This is a genomic window from Streptomyces sp. NPDC001348 (assembly GCF_053597535.1).
Genome location: NZ_JBSFIK010000023.1, coordinates 95,078 through 110,128 on the forward strand (window position 1 = coordinate 95,078; position 15,051 = coordinate 110,128).

13 protein-coding genes and 2 pseudogenes are annotated in these 15,051 nt (G+C 71.2%); 9 read left to right on the forward strand and 6 right to left on the reverse strand.

Annotation, left to right across the window (positions count from 1 at the left end; genetic code table 11):
* The 3 genes from narJ to ACWC21_RS23910 all read left to right on the forward strand — a co-directional run.
* On the forward strand, positions 1–669 hold a 669-nt coding region (narJ, locus tag ACWC21_RS23900; RefSeq protein ID WP_450884836.1), incomplete at its 5' end, for a nitrate reductase molybdenum cofactor assembly chaperone.
* The gene (gene narI, locus ACWC21_RS23905) at positions 666–1,451 is read left to right on the forward strand and encodes a respiratory nitrate reductase subunit gamma (RefSeq protein ID WP_450884837.1); all 786 of its coding nucleotides are present in this window, start codon (positions 666–668) and stop codon (positions 1,449–1,451) included. The genes narJ and narI, both read left to right, overlap by 4 nt.
* Before the next feature lie 176 nt (positions 1,452–1,627).
* On the forward strand, positions 1,628–2,620 hold the full coding sequence (locus tag ACWC21_RS23910) for an Acg family FMN-binding oxidoreductase (RefSeq protein ID WP_450884838.1): 993 nt from the start codon (positions 1,628–1,630) through the stop codon (positions 2,618–2,620).
* A 111-nt stretch (positions 2,621–2,731) separates the two neighbouring features.
* On the opposite strand, the gene ACWC21_RS23915 is transcribed toward ACWC21_RS23910, so the two are convergent.
* Positions 2,732–3,154 (reverse strand): pyridoxamine 5'-phosphate oxidase family protein, encoded by a 423-nt coding sequence (locus ACWC21_RS23915; RefSeq protein ID WP_450884839.1) that lies wholly within the window; start codon positions 3,152–3,154, stop codon positions 2,732–2,734.
* Between the two features lie 205 nt (positions 3,155–3,359).
* Between ACWC21_RS23915 and ACWC21_RS23920 the strand changes: the two genes are divergently transcribed.
* The 4 genes and pseudogenes from ACWC21_RS23920 to ACWC21_RS23935 all read left to right on the forward strand — a co-directional run bounded on the left by ACWC21_RS23920 (position 3,360) and on the right by ACWC21_RS23935 (position 5,868).
* Positions 3,360–3,638, forward strand: coding sequence for a metal-sensitive transcriptional regulator (locus ACWC21_RS23920; protein ID WP_450884840.1), 279 nt, complete (start codon positions 3,360–3,362; stop codon positions 3,636–3,638).
* A 229-nt stretch (positions 3,639–3,867) separates the two neighbouring features.
* Positions 3,868–4,263, forward strand: coding sequence for a DUF302 domain-containing protein (locus tag ACWC21_RS23925; RefSeq protein ID WP_450884841.1), 396 nt, complete (start codon positions 3,868–3,870; stop codon positions 4,261–4,263).
* A gap of 104 nt (positions 4,264–4,367) precedes the next feature.
* Positions 4,368–4,862, forward strand: a pseudogene (locus tag ACWC21_RS23930) (MarR family winged helix-turn-helix transcriptional regulator); the annotation flags it as partial.
* Positions 4,863–4,998: 136 nt separating this feature from the next.
* The gene (locus tag ACWC21_RS23935; RefSeq protein ID WP_450884842.1) at positions 4,999–5,868 is read left to right on the forward strand and encodes a class II glutamine amidotransferase; all 870 of its coding nucleotides are present in this window, start codon (positions 4,999–5,001) and stop codon (positions 5,866–5,868) included.
* 245 nt (positions 5,869–6,113) lie between these two features.
* On the opposite strand, the gene ACWC21_RS23940 is transcribed toward ACWC21_RS23935, so the two are convergent.
* From ACWC21_RS23940 to ACWC21_RS23955, 4 genes and pseudogenes are all read right to left on the reverse strand, one after another.
* Positions 6,114–6,950, reverse strand: a complete 837-nt coding sequence (locus ACWC21_RS23940; RefSeq protein ID WP_450884843.1) for a ribonuclease BN — start codon at positions 6,948–6,950, stop codon at positions 6,114–6,116.
* Positions 6,951–7,549: 599 nt separating this feature from the next.
* Positions 7,550–7,954: pseudogene (locus ACWC21_RS23945) on the reverse strand (SDR family NAD(P)-dependent oxidoreductase); the annotation flags it as partial.
* A 294-nt stretch (positions 7,955–8,248) separates the two neighbouring features.
* Complete coding sequence (locus ACWC21_RS23950) at positions 8,249–11,146, reverse strand: glycosyl hydrolase family 95 catalytic domain-containing protein (protein WP_450884844.1); 2,898 nt, start codon at positions 11,144–11,146, stop codon at positions 8,249–8,251.
* A gap of 356 nt (positions 11,147–11,502) precedes the next feature.
* A complete protein-coding gene (locus ACWC21_RS23955) occupies positions 11,503–12,135 on the reverse strand; it encodes an alpha-ketoglutarate-dependent dioxygenase AlkB (protein ID WP_450884845.1) in 633 nt (210 codons plus the stop codon).
* Between the two features lie 120 nt (positions 12,136–12,255).
* Here ACWC21_RS23955 and ACWC21_RS23960 point away from each other — a divergent pair, with 120 nt between their 5' ends.
* Both ACWC21_RS23960 and ACWC21_RS23965 read left to right on the forward strand, forming a co-directional pair.
* On the forward strand, positions 12,256–12,879 hold the full coding sequence (locus ACWC21_RS23960; RefSeq protein ID WP_450884846.1) for a TetR/AcrR family transcriptional regulator: 624 nt from the start codon (positions 12,256–12,258) through the stop codon (positions 12,877–12,879).
* Positions 12,880–12,973: 94 nt separating this feature from the next.
* Positions 12,974–14,647, forward strand: a complete 1,674-nt coding sequence (locus ACWC21_RS23965; RefSeq protein ID WP_450884847.1) for an FAD-binding dehydrogenase — start codon at positions 12,974–12,976, stop codon at positions 14,645–14,647.
* Positions 14,648–14,674: 27 nt separating this feature from the next.
* Here ACWC21_RS23965 and ACWC21_RS23970 read toward each other — a convergent pair whose 3' ends face one another.
* On the reverse strand, positions 14,675–15,025 hold the full coding sequence (locus tag ACWC21_RS23970) for a DUF488 domain-containing protein (RefSeq protein ID WP_450884848.1): 351 nt from the start codon (positions 15,023–15,025) through the stop codon (positions 14,675–14,677).
* Positions 15,026–15,051 lie beyond the last annotated feature (26 nt).

Consider the following 15,051-nt stretch of genomic DNA (forward strand, 5'->3'; position numbering starts at 1 on the left):
CTGCTGCAGTACCCCGACCCCGAACTGACCGGAGCCAGGGGCGACTTGACGACCGTGGTGGAGGCCCTGCCGGCCACGCCCGGGGCGGAACACCTGGTCCGGTTCAACGGCTGGTTCGCCGCACAGGATCCCGAGGCGCTGGAACGCCACTACGTCGAGATGTTCGACCTGCGCCGCCGGAGCAGCCTCTACCTCACCTACTACCTGCACGGCGACACCCGCCGCCGCGGCATGGCCCTGCTCACCCTGAACCAGCGGTACAAGGCCGCGGGCTGGGACACCGACGGCGGTGAACTGCCCGACCACCTCCCGGTCGTGCTGGAGTTCGCCGCTCTGGCAGGCCCGGGCGGGGGAGAGGCGCCGCTGCGGCAGCACCGGCGGGGACTGGAGCTGATCCACCGCGCCCTGACCGACGCAGGCTCGCCGTACCGGCACGTCCTGGCCGCACTGCTCAGTCTGCTGCCGCCGCCCACCGAGGCCGACCGCGCGGCGGTGGCCCGGCTCGTGGCAGAGGGCCCACCGAACGAAGAGGTCGGCCTTGACCCCTACGGACGTTACGGCGACGGCGAGTTCGCCCCTCCGGGCACGTTCGTGCCCCCGACGGCCGCCTCGCCGACCCGTGTGCCGCCCGCCGCCCAGACCATCACCCGCAGGGAAGACAGCCGATGAACGCCGCAGCACTTTCCCCGTCGGCCGCCGCACCGGCGAGTGGCACCGACCTTCTGCTGTGGGTCGCCTTCCCCTACATCTGTCTCGCCGTGTTCGTGGTCGGGCACATCTGGCGCTACCGCCAGGACCAGTTCGGCTGGACCACCCACACCAGCGCACTGCTGGAGCACCGCTGGCTGCGCTGGGGCAGCCCGCTGTTCCACCTGGGCGCCTTCATGGTGATCGCCGGGCACGTCGTGGGACTCGCCATCCCCGACTCGTGGACCGAAGCGGCAGGCATCTCCGAGCGTGCCTACCACACCACGGCCGTCTGGGCCGGTTCCGTGGCGGGAACCGCCATGGTCACCGGGCTGGTCATGCTGTGCGCCCGCCGGCTTCTCACCCGCCGGATCCGTCTCACCACCGACCGCAGCGACAAACTGCTCTTCCCCCTGCTGTCCGCCACGGTTCTGCTCGGCATCACCACCACCGCCGCCCACAACGTCTTCGGGCCCGGTTACGACTACCGCGCCACCGTCTCCGTCTGGTTCCGCGGCCTGTTCGTCCTCCAGCCGCGGCCGGAGGCCATCGCCGGAGCCCCACTGCTGTTCCAACTGCACGCCCTGACGGCCTGCCTGCTCTTCGCGGCCTGGCCGTTCACCCGGCTGGTGCATGTGTGGAGCGCCCCGATCGGGTATCTGGTCCGGCCCTATCTGGTCTACCGGAGGCGGGCCACACCGGCAGGGGCCCCGACGGCCGCGCACCGCACCCGGCCGGCCTCCGCCTCGCGGCGCGCCGCATGAGCCACGGCTCCGTGCCTTCACCGCCCTGACCCAGCCGGCCGCTCGCCGAGAGCGTCTTGCGACGCGGGATCTTCCTCCGGGAACACGGGCCGGCCCGCACGGTGCCGTGGCCACCGAGCGGCTCAGGGGTACCTGGTACCAGTGACCACCTCTCGTCGGGACGTGAGGAGGATGACATGCCATCGCCGCAGTTCGACGAGGAGACGGTGACCGTTCTGGTGGCCGAGGCCGCCGCGGCGCCGTCCATGCACAACGCGCAGCCGTGGCGCTTCCGCCTTCTGACCGGCGAACGTCTCCTGCTGCTGTATGCCGATCTCCAGCGTGCCATGCCGCGGTCCGACCCCGACAACCGGGCGTTGCACATCGGATGCGGGGCGGCACTGTTCAACCTGCGGGTGGCCGCCGCGCACCGTGGCCTCACCGCGGAGGCCCGGCTGCTGCCCGAGCCGCAGGACCCGCTGCTGCTCGCCACCGTCCGTCTCGCCGAACAGGCCGGGCCACCGCGGGGCGAGGATCTTGCGAGGCTGCACCCCGCGATCCGGCAGCGGCACACCAGCCGCCATCCCTTCGCCGAGAAGGACCTCCCCGAGGATGTGCGGACCGCCCTGCGGGAGGCCGCCGAGCGGGAGGGAGCCGTTCTGCGCTTTCCCGGGCCCTGGCATGCCGAGACACTTCTCGACCTGCTCCAGGACGCGGAAAGCCGTGACGTCATGGATCCGTCGTCCAATGAGGACCTGGTCAGATGGACCCGGCTGGGGCCGGAGGCCGACACGGCGGTCGACGGGGTTCCCGAATACGCCTTCGGGCCACGGCGACGGGACGGCAGGGCACCGGTGCGGGACTTCGCCGGGCGCCGGCCGGTGGCCGAGCGGGGTAGTACGACCTTCGAGCACGCCCCGCACCTGGCGCTGTTGACCACGCCCGGTGACGGCCCTGCCGACTGGCTGCGCGCCGGGCAGGCGCTTGAGCGTGTCCTGCTGGAGGCCACCCTGGCCGATCTGGCGACCTCCCTGACGTCCCATGCCTTGGAGACGCCCGAGCTGCGTCTGCTGGCCCGCGACCCGGGAACCGGCTCCGGGCAGGTGCAGATGGTGCTGCGCCTCGGCTACGGCCCCAGAGGCCCGGCCACTCCTCGCCGCCCGGTGAGAGACATTCTCGACATCGTCTGACCAGGCGCGAGACCCTTCTGGGATCGGGCCGAGCCTGGTCCGGGGCCACCGCCAGTGCCGCCCAGGGCCCGGCCGGCGGACCGCACGTGAAGCGCTCACGTCGGCCGGGGCTCACTGCGTGGTGCGTGCCCCGGCGAGTTCGCGTCCGGTGACCAGTGCGGACTCGATCCGTACGAAGACCCCGTCCCGCACCGGCATCCAGGAGTTCGGTCCGGTCTCTGAAAGACGCTGTCGCTCGACGGGGTCGGTCACCAGGGTGGCCCTTCCGGTGACGATCACGCTCCAACCGGACCGGGTGTCCGCGTCGAACTCGTCCGCCTCGAAGGCGACCACCACGCCGTCGATGGCACGCACCAGGTCGGAGCCGGCCGAGGTGAACAGCAGCACTGAGGCGTCCTCGTCCAGGGAGAAGTTGATGGGGAGTACCGCGGGCAGGGCCTGCCTGGTGAACACCACGCGGCCGACCGGCACCTTGGCCAGCAGCCGCAAGCACTCCTGCCGGTCGAGTGCGCGAAAGGCGTCGTCTTGGAGCATCCGGCCATCCTCGCCGTGGGCCATCGGCGCACGGTAGGGCCGGTCGGCCCTCTTCCGGGCCCTCGCGGGAGCGGCAGGCCGTCCAGGGCCGGCGCGCCCTCGATGTCGCACGACGAGTTGTCCCGCCGCGCCGCCGTCGTCGTCCGGGTCGTGGCTGTTCCGGACGGCCTAGAATACCCTAGGGGGTATCCATGGAGGAGGGCGTGTGGAACTGGAGATGGCGGCCGAAGAGCTCAAGAATGTGCTCAACCGGCTGCGGCGGGCGCAGGGGCAGATCGCGGGCATCATCAAGATGATCGAGGAAGGCCGTGACTGCGAGGATGTGATCACCCAGCTCGCGGCGGTCTCCCGGGCGCTGGACCGGGCCGGGTTCGCGATCATCGCGACGGGGCTGCAGCACTGCATGGCCGACAGCGGGCAAGCGGCCGAGGACCGCGAACGGATGCGGGCGAGGCTGGAGAAGCTGTTCCTCTCCCTTGCCTGAGTCCCGGGCGCGTCCTGTCGCGGCGGAGGCCGGAGGCTCTCCCGGCGAGGTGCTTCGCCGTCCCCTTGTCCAGTATCGCGGCCCCGGTGCACGGACCGAGCGCGGAGATACCCCGGGGGGTATCATTGCGGTGGTGTCCGGGCCCCCGCGCGGCATCGCGACCTCTGCGGCGGGTACCCGGCGGGGTACCGAACACCACGTATTCCCCATAGCCGAAGGAGCGCGCGCCGTGTCCTACGACCGCACCGTCCGCCTGGCCGCCACCGACTTCGGCGCCGCCGTCGCCGCGGTCCGCCAGGCCCTGGCCGACCAGGGGTTCGGCATCCTCACCGAGATCGACGTCAAAGGCACCTTGCAGGCCAAGCTCGGCCACGACATGGAGGACTACCTGATCCTCGGCGCCTGCAACCCGCCGCTGGCCCACCGCGCACTGGAAGCGGACCGCTCCATCGGTCTGCTCCTGCCCTGCAATGTCGTCGTCCGCCGCGAAGGGGACCACCTGCTCGTCCAGGCCCTCGACCCGAACACCATGGTGACCCTCACCGGTCTCGACGCGCTCAAGCCGGTCGCCGACGAAGCCACCGCCCGCCTGGACGCCGCCCTGGACTCCCTGTCCGCCGCCTGACCTCTCGTGGGGAAGGAAAGCCTGTTCGCATGCGTGAGTGTGAGGCGACTTCGCCACGGTAGAAAGGACACGTGCCGGAGCATGAAATGCACCCTGCGGGGGCGATGGACGACATCGACGCGGTCACCCGGGCGGTGCTGACCGCCTCCCGTCTGCTGGTGGCTGTTTCCGCCCGTTCCCTCGCCGAGGTCGAGGAGAGAGTGACCCTGCCGCAGTTCCGGATGCTCGTCGTACTGGCCACCCGGGGCGCCACCAAGCTGGTCGGTCTCGCCGACCTGCTCCAGGTGGCACCGTCGACAGCGATGCGGATGGTGGACCGGCTCATCGCGGCCGGGCTCGCCGACCGGCAGACCAACCCCGACAACCGTCGCGAGACCCTGCTGCAGCTCACCGAGGAGGGGCGACGCACCGTCCAGGACGTCACCACCCGGCGGCGCTCCGAGATCGCCGCGATCGTCGCCCGGCTCGGCCCCACACAGCGGCTGGCACTCATCGAGGCCCTGGGCGCCTTCAACAGGGCGGGAGGAGAGCCACCGGTGGCTCCCGCCGGCGACGACCCGAAGCTGCCCCCGCTGGGCTGGATCGGGGACGAGGCGGGGATGCACGGCACCCGACGCCCTCCGGTGTGGAAGTCCACGCCCGTGGTGAGAACCTTGACCTGTACATCACCCAGAGCACGAGCCGCCGCCCCCGCATGAGCGGCGAAGAGCCGGTCGCCCAGCATGGAGGAATCCCATGTGCCGCCTGTTCGGCCTCAGCAGTGCCCCGCAACGTACGCACGCCACCTTCTGGCTCCTCGACGCCCCCGACAGCCTCAGTCGGCAGAGTCACCGCGATCCCGACGGCACGGGCCTCGGCCACTTCACCGCCGAAGGCACCCCGCGCGTGGACAAGGCCCCCATCGCCGCCTACCGTGACCGCGCCTTCGCCGAGGAGGCCCGGCAGGAGGAGTCGGCGACCTTCATCGCCCACGTGCGCTTCGCCTCCACCGGCAGCCTGGACATGCGTAACACCCACCCCTTCGAGCAGGACGGACGGCTCTTCGCGCACAACGGGGTCGTCGAGGGCCTGGACAGGCTCGACGACCACCTGGGCGAGGACCGGACACTGGTGAAGGGCGACACCGACTCCGAGCGGTTCTTCGCCCTGATCACCAGGGAAACCCGACGGCACGACGGCGACGTCACCGCCGGCATCCGGCAGGCCGCCCGCTGGATCGCCGCGAACCTGCCGGTCTACGCCCTGAACCTGATCCTCATCACTCCGCAGGAACTGTGGGCGCTGCGCTATCCGGACACCCACGACCTGTACGTCCTCGCACGCCCCGCAGGCGGCCAGCACGGCAGTCGGCACCTCGACCACAGCGGCAGCCACGGCCGCATGCGCATCCACTCGGCGTACCTCGCCGAGCACCCCGCGGTCGTCGTCGCCAGCGAGCGCATGGACGACCATCCCCACTGGCGCGAGATGGCACCCGGCGAACTGCTCCACGTCGGCCCCGACCTGCGTATCTCCCACCAGGTCGTCCTTCCGGATCCTCCCGCACACCGACTCACCCTCGACGACCTGCACCCCGATGCGGCCGCCTCCCAGCAGGCCGCCTGAAGTTCTCCGGCCGGGGCGCGTGGCGGGGACGCCGTTGGTGCCCTCGCCGCCCAGCTCGGGCAGGGCGGCCACGCCCGTGCCGAAGACGGCGGTACCCGGGATCCGTCGGACGACTGTGATACAGGCGCACCCCCAACCTCCTGCCACTGGCCAAGGACCTGGTTCTTCCTTCGACCATCCACATCACGCCGGTTCCTCCGGGCATGTGGCCGTGCTCGGCAGCGGTGGCGACGGTCTCGGACGGATCACTCGTGCGGTCGGCCTTCTTCGGGACCCGGCGCCTGATCGTCGGGACTCGTCGCCCGCCGCCACCAGTGATGCTCACAGAACCAGTGACCGACCATGGCGCCGCCGTAGACCACGAACCCGACGCCCGTGAGCCACGACTCCACGACGAGGACGATGCCCACGCCCCCGTAGCTCACCGCGTTGGTCGCGAGCATCGGGGTGAAGACCAGCTGCGAGAACACACGGAGCCCCCCCAGGCCGATCATGGTGGCGATCGCTCCGGGCAGCAGATCGCGCCGGCGGATCTTCCCGCCCAGCAGGAAGTGCTGCGCCCACCAGAAGAACAGCACGCCGGTCAGCGCCGACAGCCCGATCCGGGGCCACCCGTGGAAGGCGATGCCCGTCTGTACTTCCTGGTAGAGGTAGGCGGTCAGCACCGCCAGCCACACCGCCTGCCGCCAGATGCGGTGCCACGGACCGGGCGGCAGCCGCCAGATCCGCTCGTAGCCGTTCTGCACGCTGCCCCCGAACGGCACGCCGAACACGGCGAGGGCGATGCCGCCCAGCACGCTGGTGGCTCCGATGACCTTCCGGGGCGGGGTGATGACATCTGTCAGAACATGCCCCGATCGCCCGGAAAGGCCCATCCCGTCGACGAGCCAAGTGGCGAAGCCGCCCTTGCCGAGAGGGTCGGCGGCGGCGACGACGATCAGGAGAGGCGCCAAGGTGACGAGGGAGAGGGTGGCGAAACCCAGGGCACGGTGCATCAGTTCCAGCTTCCGGCCCTCCCTGATCAGAGCGAGGGCCGCGAGCCGGTCCAGTACCCGGTGAAGCCTGCGGCGGTAGCCGTTCACTGGCCGCTCCCTCGACCCGGTCCGGCGCGCGTACGGAACCCCCGCCCCCTGCCCGCCGCCGATTCGTCCGTAGGGTCCGAATACCCGGAAGGCACGAAAACCGAACAGGACCGGGGCGGCGGACCGGGCACCCGGCCTGACGAGGGTCCGCACCACGGCAGCGGGGCGCCGTGTCGGACACGGTGGCCGGGGGACTGCGGTGCGAGGGCGGCCCGTGCCGCCCCATCGAACTTCCGGGTCGTGGTCGTGCCGGGCGAGAGCGCCGGCGTCGGCCGGGCGCGCGACCGGGGCGATGGCCACCGGCCGGGGTGCCGCGGCACAGGGCCGAGCGCCGTGCGCGCCGGTGTGCCGAACGGTGTCGCCGGTCCGCCGTAAGAAGCCGAATGCCGCGGGGGACCGTCGCCGGTCCGGCCGTGGGCGGTCTCGAACCGGGTGGGAACCGCGAGCGAGTGGCCCCCCTGCCGAGACGCGGGGGCCGCGGCCCGGTGCGATCTCGCGGGCCGGCGTCCTGGTCCATGTGGCCGCAGCCGTACGGAATGCCGTGACGGCACGTCGGGTCGCCCGCCCGTCCGGCTCCGCCGCCGCGGTTCCGCGGCCCCTCATCCGAACCGTGCGGCGAGCCACCGGTACAGCCCGGGAGCCGTGCCCCGCACCCGGGCGGGCAGCCACAGCCACCCCGGGACGTACACCTCGTCACGGCCGTGCCGTACAGCACGGCACACGGCGTCGGCCACTCGCTCGGCCGCCATCGGCCTGGGCGACGACCTCAGGTACGGCACTCCGCGCCGGACGAAGAACGGCGTGTCCACCACCCCGGGGATCACATGACTGACGCCGATGCTCGTCCCGCGCAGCTCGTATCGCAGGGCGTCGGCGAAGGCGCCGAGCCCGGCCTTGACCGCTGGGTAGACGGCCTCGCCACGCACGCCCACGCTGCCCGCGACCGAGCCGATCAGAACGATGCGTCCGTTGCCCGCCGCTGCCATGTGCGGCGCGATTCTCCTGCAAGACACAGATCAAGGACGCGGGCACCGGACGGCAGGCACTGCACGTCGCAGAGGTCATGAAACCAGCCCGCGAGAAGGGCCGGGACGCGCCGACCGCCCTGCCGGAAAGGGGCGCCGCGTCCCTGCCCAAGCCGCCCCTGCGCACGCGGGTTCTCAGGGTGACCGCCGTCACCGCGTTCGGCGCGGCCCGTCACCGCGGCCGGCGTTCGGACCGTACGCCGATGGGAGTAGGTCAGGGGTGACGGACAGGCCGGCGATCAGCGGCGTCGCCCGGTCCGCGCACCCGTGGCGTCACAGCGCGACGGGCTGCCATTCCTGACTGGCGCCGCTGCCGGCGGACCACTGGACGATCTTGGCGCCGTCGGCGGTGGATCCGTTCTGCACGTCCGCGCTCAGTCCGTTCCTGACGTTGACGAGGCGGTAGTGGCCGCTGGTGGCCGCCGGGACGAGCTTCCACCACTGGTTGCTGCTGTTGGTGTCCGACCACTGGTCCAGGGCCGTGCCGACGCCGGCGGAGCCGCCCGGGCTGTCGAGCACCTTCGCGCTGCCGACACTGGACAGGCGGAAGGAGCCGTCGTAGTCCGGCAGCAGCTTCCACTGCTGGTTCGCACTGCCCGACCACGGCCACTGGATGACGGACGCGCCGTTGGACGTGGAGGCGCCGGAGACGTCCATGACCTTGCCGCTGTTGCGGTTGACCAGCTTGAAGGCGCCGGTCAGAAGGCCGATGGTGATCGTGGTGCGCGTTCCGGCGGTCAGCGACACCACTCGGGCGTGGTTGCCGAGAGACGACGTGGTGACCGTGGCGTCTGTGCTGACGGACGTGATGCCGCGCCGACAGATGAACGTGATGTCCTGGTCGATGTCGGAGGTGAGCTTGACGGTGGCGGTGCGCGCGGCGGTGTCCCAGGACAGCGACTGGATGGTGACGCGGTTACGGCCGCGCACGCCGTTGATACTGCCCTTGGCGAGCTGGTCGGGCAGCGCGGGGAGGATTTCCAGGATGCGGGGACGCGTGTACACGAGCGCCTCGGCGATGACGGCTGGGATGGTGTTGGCGGCGTCGCAGTTGTAGATGTCCAGGTTGGGGTTGTGGGAGGTCATGAGCGATCGCCACACCATGTTCCTGCCGTAGATCTTCAGCAGGTTGCCGTAGACGCCGGGGCCGTCCTTGAGGCGGGCGCGGGCCAGTGCACGGTGCAGGCTGCCGTGGGCCGAGTAGTTCTCGTCGCCGCGCTTGTCCAGCGCCGTGCGGGCGTATCCGACGAGGTCGGGCTTGTCCTCGGGGTTGATCTCGTGCAGCGGCCAGGCGCCGTACAGGTGGGAGATGTGCCGGTGGTTGTAGCGGTCGGTCAGCCCCGGCCAGGACCACTCGGCGAGCGCACCGTCGCCGTTGACGGTGTAGTCGGGAAGCTTGGCGAGCAGAGCGGTCCAGCGTGCCACGCCCTGGCCGCTGCCCTGTTCGACGCCGAGGCTGTTGGCCGCGTCGACGGCGGCCTGCAGGGCGTGCTTGCCGGCCATGATGTCGGCGGTGGCGTTGACGGAGAACAACTGGCCGGTGCTGGCCGGTGAGTTCTCCATGGAGAAGGAGGGGACGAAGACCGCCTTGCCGCTGGAGTCCGTGCGTGTGAGGAAGTCCTCGTAGAACAGGGCCAGTTCCATCAGCGCCGGGCCGAGCCTGTGCTTCAGGAAGTCGGTGTCACCGGTGACCTGGTAGTGCTCCAGCAGCGGGTGGAGCAGCCAGTCGGCGCCGCCGGTCCAGGCTTCGCCGGGGAAGGAGCCGGCATCGAAGTGGAGCATGTGCCCGTACTCGCCGTCGGTACGGGACGGGGCGAAGAAGCCGCGGGCGCCGTAGAGGTTGGTGGCGTTGGTTCTCCAGTCGGCCAGCTGGCCGAGGACCAGGTCGAAGTAGCCCTCCATGGCGTCGCCGAGATCGAGGATGTTGCCCCCCGCGACCTGCAGGTTGATATTGGCGTCGGTGGTGAAGTCGTCCGCCCACGAGCCGTTCCACGTGCCGGTCCAGATACCGGTCAGGCGCGGCGGGAGGACGCCGGTGGAGCTGACGAACATGTAGCGGCCGGAGTCGTACATCCGCTCCAGCAGCGCGACGTCGATGGCGGACGTGTTGCTGTTCTGCCGGGCGATCAGGTCACTGGTGGCCATCTGACGGTCGGCGGTGGGAACGTTCAGGTCGATGCCGGAGCGGTCGTACATCGCCTGGTGCAGCGGGGCGTGCCTGTCCAGCAGGGTGGTGTAGTCGGCGGTCAGTCCCGCGAGGGCGGTCTGCAGCGGCTGGGAGTTCCAGTCGGTGGAGTTCTCGTACCGGCCGAGTTTGGTCAGCAGCACGACTGTGGCGGCCCTGGCGACCACCAGCGTCTGCCCGTTGGCGGTGACGGAGGAGCCGCTGCCGGTGACGACGATGCGGGTGACGCCCTCGTAGCCGTAGGCGCCGCCGGAGGGGTAGGTGCCGCGCAGGTTCAGGTAGCCGTCGCCGCCCGAGACTCGCGCGGTGGTGGCGAAGGAGACGCTGGACGGAACGCCGTCGAGGGCGGTGCTGATGCTGATGGTGGTGTCGATCGTGCGGCCGGTGGCGGGCAGGAGCTCGTGGACGACGACCTTGTCGGCACGCGAGACGAAGACGTGGCGCTTCCATGTACCGGCCTGGTCGGTCCACGTATGGGTGACCTCGCCGGTACGGAAGTCGGTGACGCGGGCGAAGTTGTCGACGGTGGTCATGGCCGGGGTGCTCAACCGCAGCTCGTAGCCGGGGTGGAAGGTCTGCGTCCACCGCAGGCTCCAGCCGGAGGCGAAGGTGGCGGCGGCCCCGGAGTAGTCACCGGCCAGTGCCTTGTCGCGGGCCGCCTCGAGGTGGCCCGAGATCACCGGGGGCATGACGCGCCGGCTGCCGTTGGGCAGCACGAGCTTGTGATAGTTCAAGATCATCTTTTCGAGCGCGGGGGCCCCGTAGTAGAGGGCGCCGTACTCACCGTTGCCGCTCAGGAACCCGTTGGTCCAGGTCGAAGCGGTGGCGTTGTCCCAGATGCCTCGGCCGGGGAGGGTGACCTCGGGCGGTAAGGCCGCGGCGGCCCGGGCGGCGAACAGGAAGCCGGGCAGGGCCGTGGCGCCGGCTGCCAGGGCGGCGGCGGTGAGGAAGCGCCGGCGGTTGGTGGGGAGCTCGGGCAGTTCCACGGGGCGACTCCATTGTCTGATGGTGGGCGCGCCTGGCCACGGCGTTGAGGCCGCCGGTCTCCAGGCGCGGCGGGGCGGCCCGGTGATGCGCGGGAGGGAAGACGGGGACGTTCTCCCGGGTTGCAAGAGGCCGCCAAGGACATGGGATGTATTACAGGGGCGGCCTGTTGTCGTGTCCAGGGTCGGGAGGGGAGAATCTTGAGCGGGGTAGCACCAGCTGTGCCGTGCGGCGATCTGTTGCCGGTGGGCGGCATGCCAAGGTGCCGCATACTCCCCATAGATGGGATGTATTGCCGGAGCCGCGCACAACGCCCGGGGCACGCCGACGACCGTGGCACGTCGGCGGTCGGCCCGGCTCAGTGCACGCCGTGGGGGCGGAACTGGATGCTGATGCGTGGTCCCGTGGCCCGGGTGGTCTTGGGTATGCAGTGCTGCCATGTGCGTTGGCAGGAGCCGCCCATGACGATGAGGTCGCCGTGGCCCAGTGGCCGCCGGATGCCGGCGCCGCCGCCGTGTGCCGGCCGCAGTAGCAGGTCACGAGGGGTGCCCACGGAGAGGATCGCGACCATGGTGTCCTCGTGGGCGCCCCGTCCGATGCGGTCGCCGTGCCAGGCCACGCTGTCCCGGCCGTCGCGGTAGAAGCACAGCCCGGCGGTGGTGAAGGGTTCGCCCAGTTCATCGGCATAGTGCCGGGAGAGCGCGTCACGGGCCTCGGTGAGTGTGGGGTGCGGCAACGGGTCCGCGGCCCCGTAGAAGGCGAGCAGACGCGGTACGGCCACGACGTTGTCGTACATCTTGCGGTGCTCGGCGCGCCACGGCACCTCGGCCGCCAGTTGTTCGAACAGTGTGTCGGCGCCGCTCAGCCAGCCGGGCAGCACGTCGATCCAGGCGCCGGCGGAGAGCACGGTGCGGCGCAGGCCGTCGAGGCGGCCGAGCCGCAGTTCGTCGGTCTGGTCGAAGAGGGAGCCCTGCAGGTGGTGCGCGGCCATGCGGCCAGCGTACTCCTTAATCGAAAACGTGTTCCCCGTTGTCGATGCGCGGGCGCCCCGGGCTTTCGATACATCGATGTATCGGATACGTTGGTGTATCGAAAGGGGGTGCGTACGGCGATGGACGACACGACGGGCAGGCGCGTCACCCGGCGCCGGGTGCACACCCGGGCCAAGCTGCTCGACGCCGCCTTCGCGGTGTTCGCGGCCAAGGGCTTCGGCCGGGTATCCATCGAGGAGGTCTGCGAGGCCGCCGGCTTCAGCCGGGGCGCCTTCTACTCCAACTTCGCGACCCTCGACGAGCTCTTCTTCGCCCTCTACCGGGAACGGGCCGACCTCATCGCCGGACAGGTGGCCGCCGCCCTCGCCCTCGACGGACCGGATCTCGACGTGCCCGCCTCCGTGGACCGGGTCACCGAGGTGCTCCTGCTCGACGTGGACTGGCTGCTGGTGAAGACGGACTTCCTGGTGCACGCCGCCCGCGACCCGGACGTCGCCCATGTCCTGCTGGACCACCGGACGCGTCTGCGCGGTGCGATCGCCGACCGGCTCTCCCGGGCCCGGGGCCACACGGAACTCCCCGCCGTGCTCGGCGACGCCGAGGGTGCCGCCCGCGCGGTCGTCGCCGCCTACGACGGCGTGACCACCCAACTGCTGCTCGACAAGGACCTGGAAGCCGCTCGCGCGTGGCTCAAGCAGCTCCTCACCGCGCTGCTGACGGACGGCAGCGACACCGCCGGGTAACACCCGCGCCGCGCGCATCCGAAGCACAGAAGCACGTGCCGGAGCACCTGCCGAGGCACCATCCGAAGCACATCCGAGGAAGGACACAGTCGTCATGGACGCGGACGTCATCGTCGTCGGCGCGGGCCTCGCGGGCCTGGTCGCGGCGCACGAACTCACCAGCCGGGGCCGGCGGGTCGCCCTGCTCGACCAGGAGAACGCCGCCAACCTCGGCGGCCAGGCGTTCTGGTCCTTCGGCGGGCTCTTCCTCGTCGACTCGCCCGAGCAGCGCCGCCTGGGCATCAAGGACTCCTACGACCTCGCCTGGAACGACTGGCAGGGCAGCGCGAAGTTCGACCGCCACGACGACGAGGACTCCTGGGCGGTGCGCTGGGCGCGCGCCTACGTCGAGTGGGCGGCGGGGGAGAAGCGGTCCTGGCTCGAGGGGCACGGCATCACACTGCTGCCCACCGTCGGCTGGGCCGAGCGCGGCGACCTGCGTGCCGACGGGCACGGCAACTCCGTACCGCGCTTCCACATAGCCTGGGGCACCGGCACGGGCGTCGTCGAGCCGTTCGTACGGTACGCCGAGCAGGCCGCCCGGGACGGGCTGCTCACCTTCCACCACCGCCACCGGGTGGACGAGCTGATCATCGAGGACGGGACCGCGCGCGGGGTGCGCGGCACCGTCCTGGCCGACGACGACTCGCCGCGCGGAGCGGCCTCCAACCGCGACCGTGCGGGCGACTTCGAACTGACCGCCCAGGCCGTGATCGTCACCAGCGGCGGCATCGGCGGCAACCACGACATCGTCCGCCGGTACTGGCCCGAGCGGCTCGGTACGCCTCCCGCCGACATGGTGACGGGCGTCCCCGCGTACGTCGACGGCCGGATGCTCGACATCAGCGCCGACGCCGGCGTACGGCTGGTCAACCGGGACCGGATGTGGCACTACACCGAGGGCGTGCAGAACTGGAACCCGATCTGGCCCGGCCACGGCATCCGCATCCTGCCCGGCCCGTCCTCGCTGTGGCTGGACGCCCTCGGCCGCCGTCTGCCCGACCCCTGCCTGCCGGGCTACGACACCCTCAGCACCCTGAAGCACCTGCGCACCACCGAGGACATAGCGGGGTACGACCACTCCTGGTTCATCGTCACCCGGAAGATCATCGAGAAGGAGTTCGCGTTGTCGGGTTCCGAGCAGAACCCCGACATCACCGCCAAGGACAAGAAGGCCGTGCTGCGTGACCGGCTGCTCGGCAAGGGCGCGCCCGGCCCGGTGCAGGACTTCGTGCGCCACGGCGCCGACTTCGTGACCGCGGACACCCCCGAGAAGCTCGTCGAGAAGATGAACGCGCTGACGGACAAGCCGCTGCTGGACGCGGCCGAGGTGCGGCGCCAGATCGAGGCCCGCGACCTGCAGATCGCCAACCCCTACAGCAAGGACTCCCAGATCCAGGGCATCCGCAACGCCCGCCGCTACATCGGTGACCGCCTCGGCCGAGTCGCCACCCCGCACCGCATCCTGGACCCGGCGGCCGGACCGCTGATCGGCGTGAAGCTGCACGTCCTCACCCGCAAGACCCTCGGCGGCATCCAGACCGACCTGGACTCCCGTGCGCTGGGCGCCGACGGACAGCCGATCGGCGGGCTCTACGCGGCGGGCGAGGTGGCCGGCTTCGGCGGCGGCGGCGTCCACGGCTACAACGCGCTGGAGGGCACCTTCCTCGGCGGCTGCCTCTTCTCGGGCCGGGCGGCGGGGCGGGCCGCGGCGCAGCAGACCGCCTGAGCCGCCGTCAGGACGTCTCGGGCCTGATCACGTCCGCAGGAGCAGGGCCAGCACCGACGCATGGCCCTGCTCCACGTTCTTCGACGCGGTGACCAGGGTGACCGGGCCGCTGCGCGCCGACTCCCGGAGGGCGTCGAGGAGTTCGGCGGCCTCCGGAGCGGCGAGCTCGGCCTCGTACCGCTCCCGGAACTCCTCGTACGACCCCTGGTCGCCGTGGTACCAGCGGCGCAGCTCGTCCGACGGGGTGAGGCCCTTGGGCCACTGGTCGACGTGTGCGGCCTCCTTGGACACGCCGCGCGGCCACAGCCGGTCGACCAGGACGCGCAAGCCGTCGTCGGGCTCGGGCGGTTCGTAGATCCGGCGCACGCGCACGCTCACGGTGGGGCCCCTCTCGGGTCGCGGTC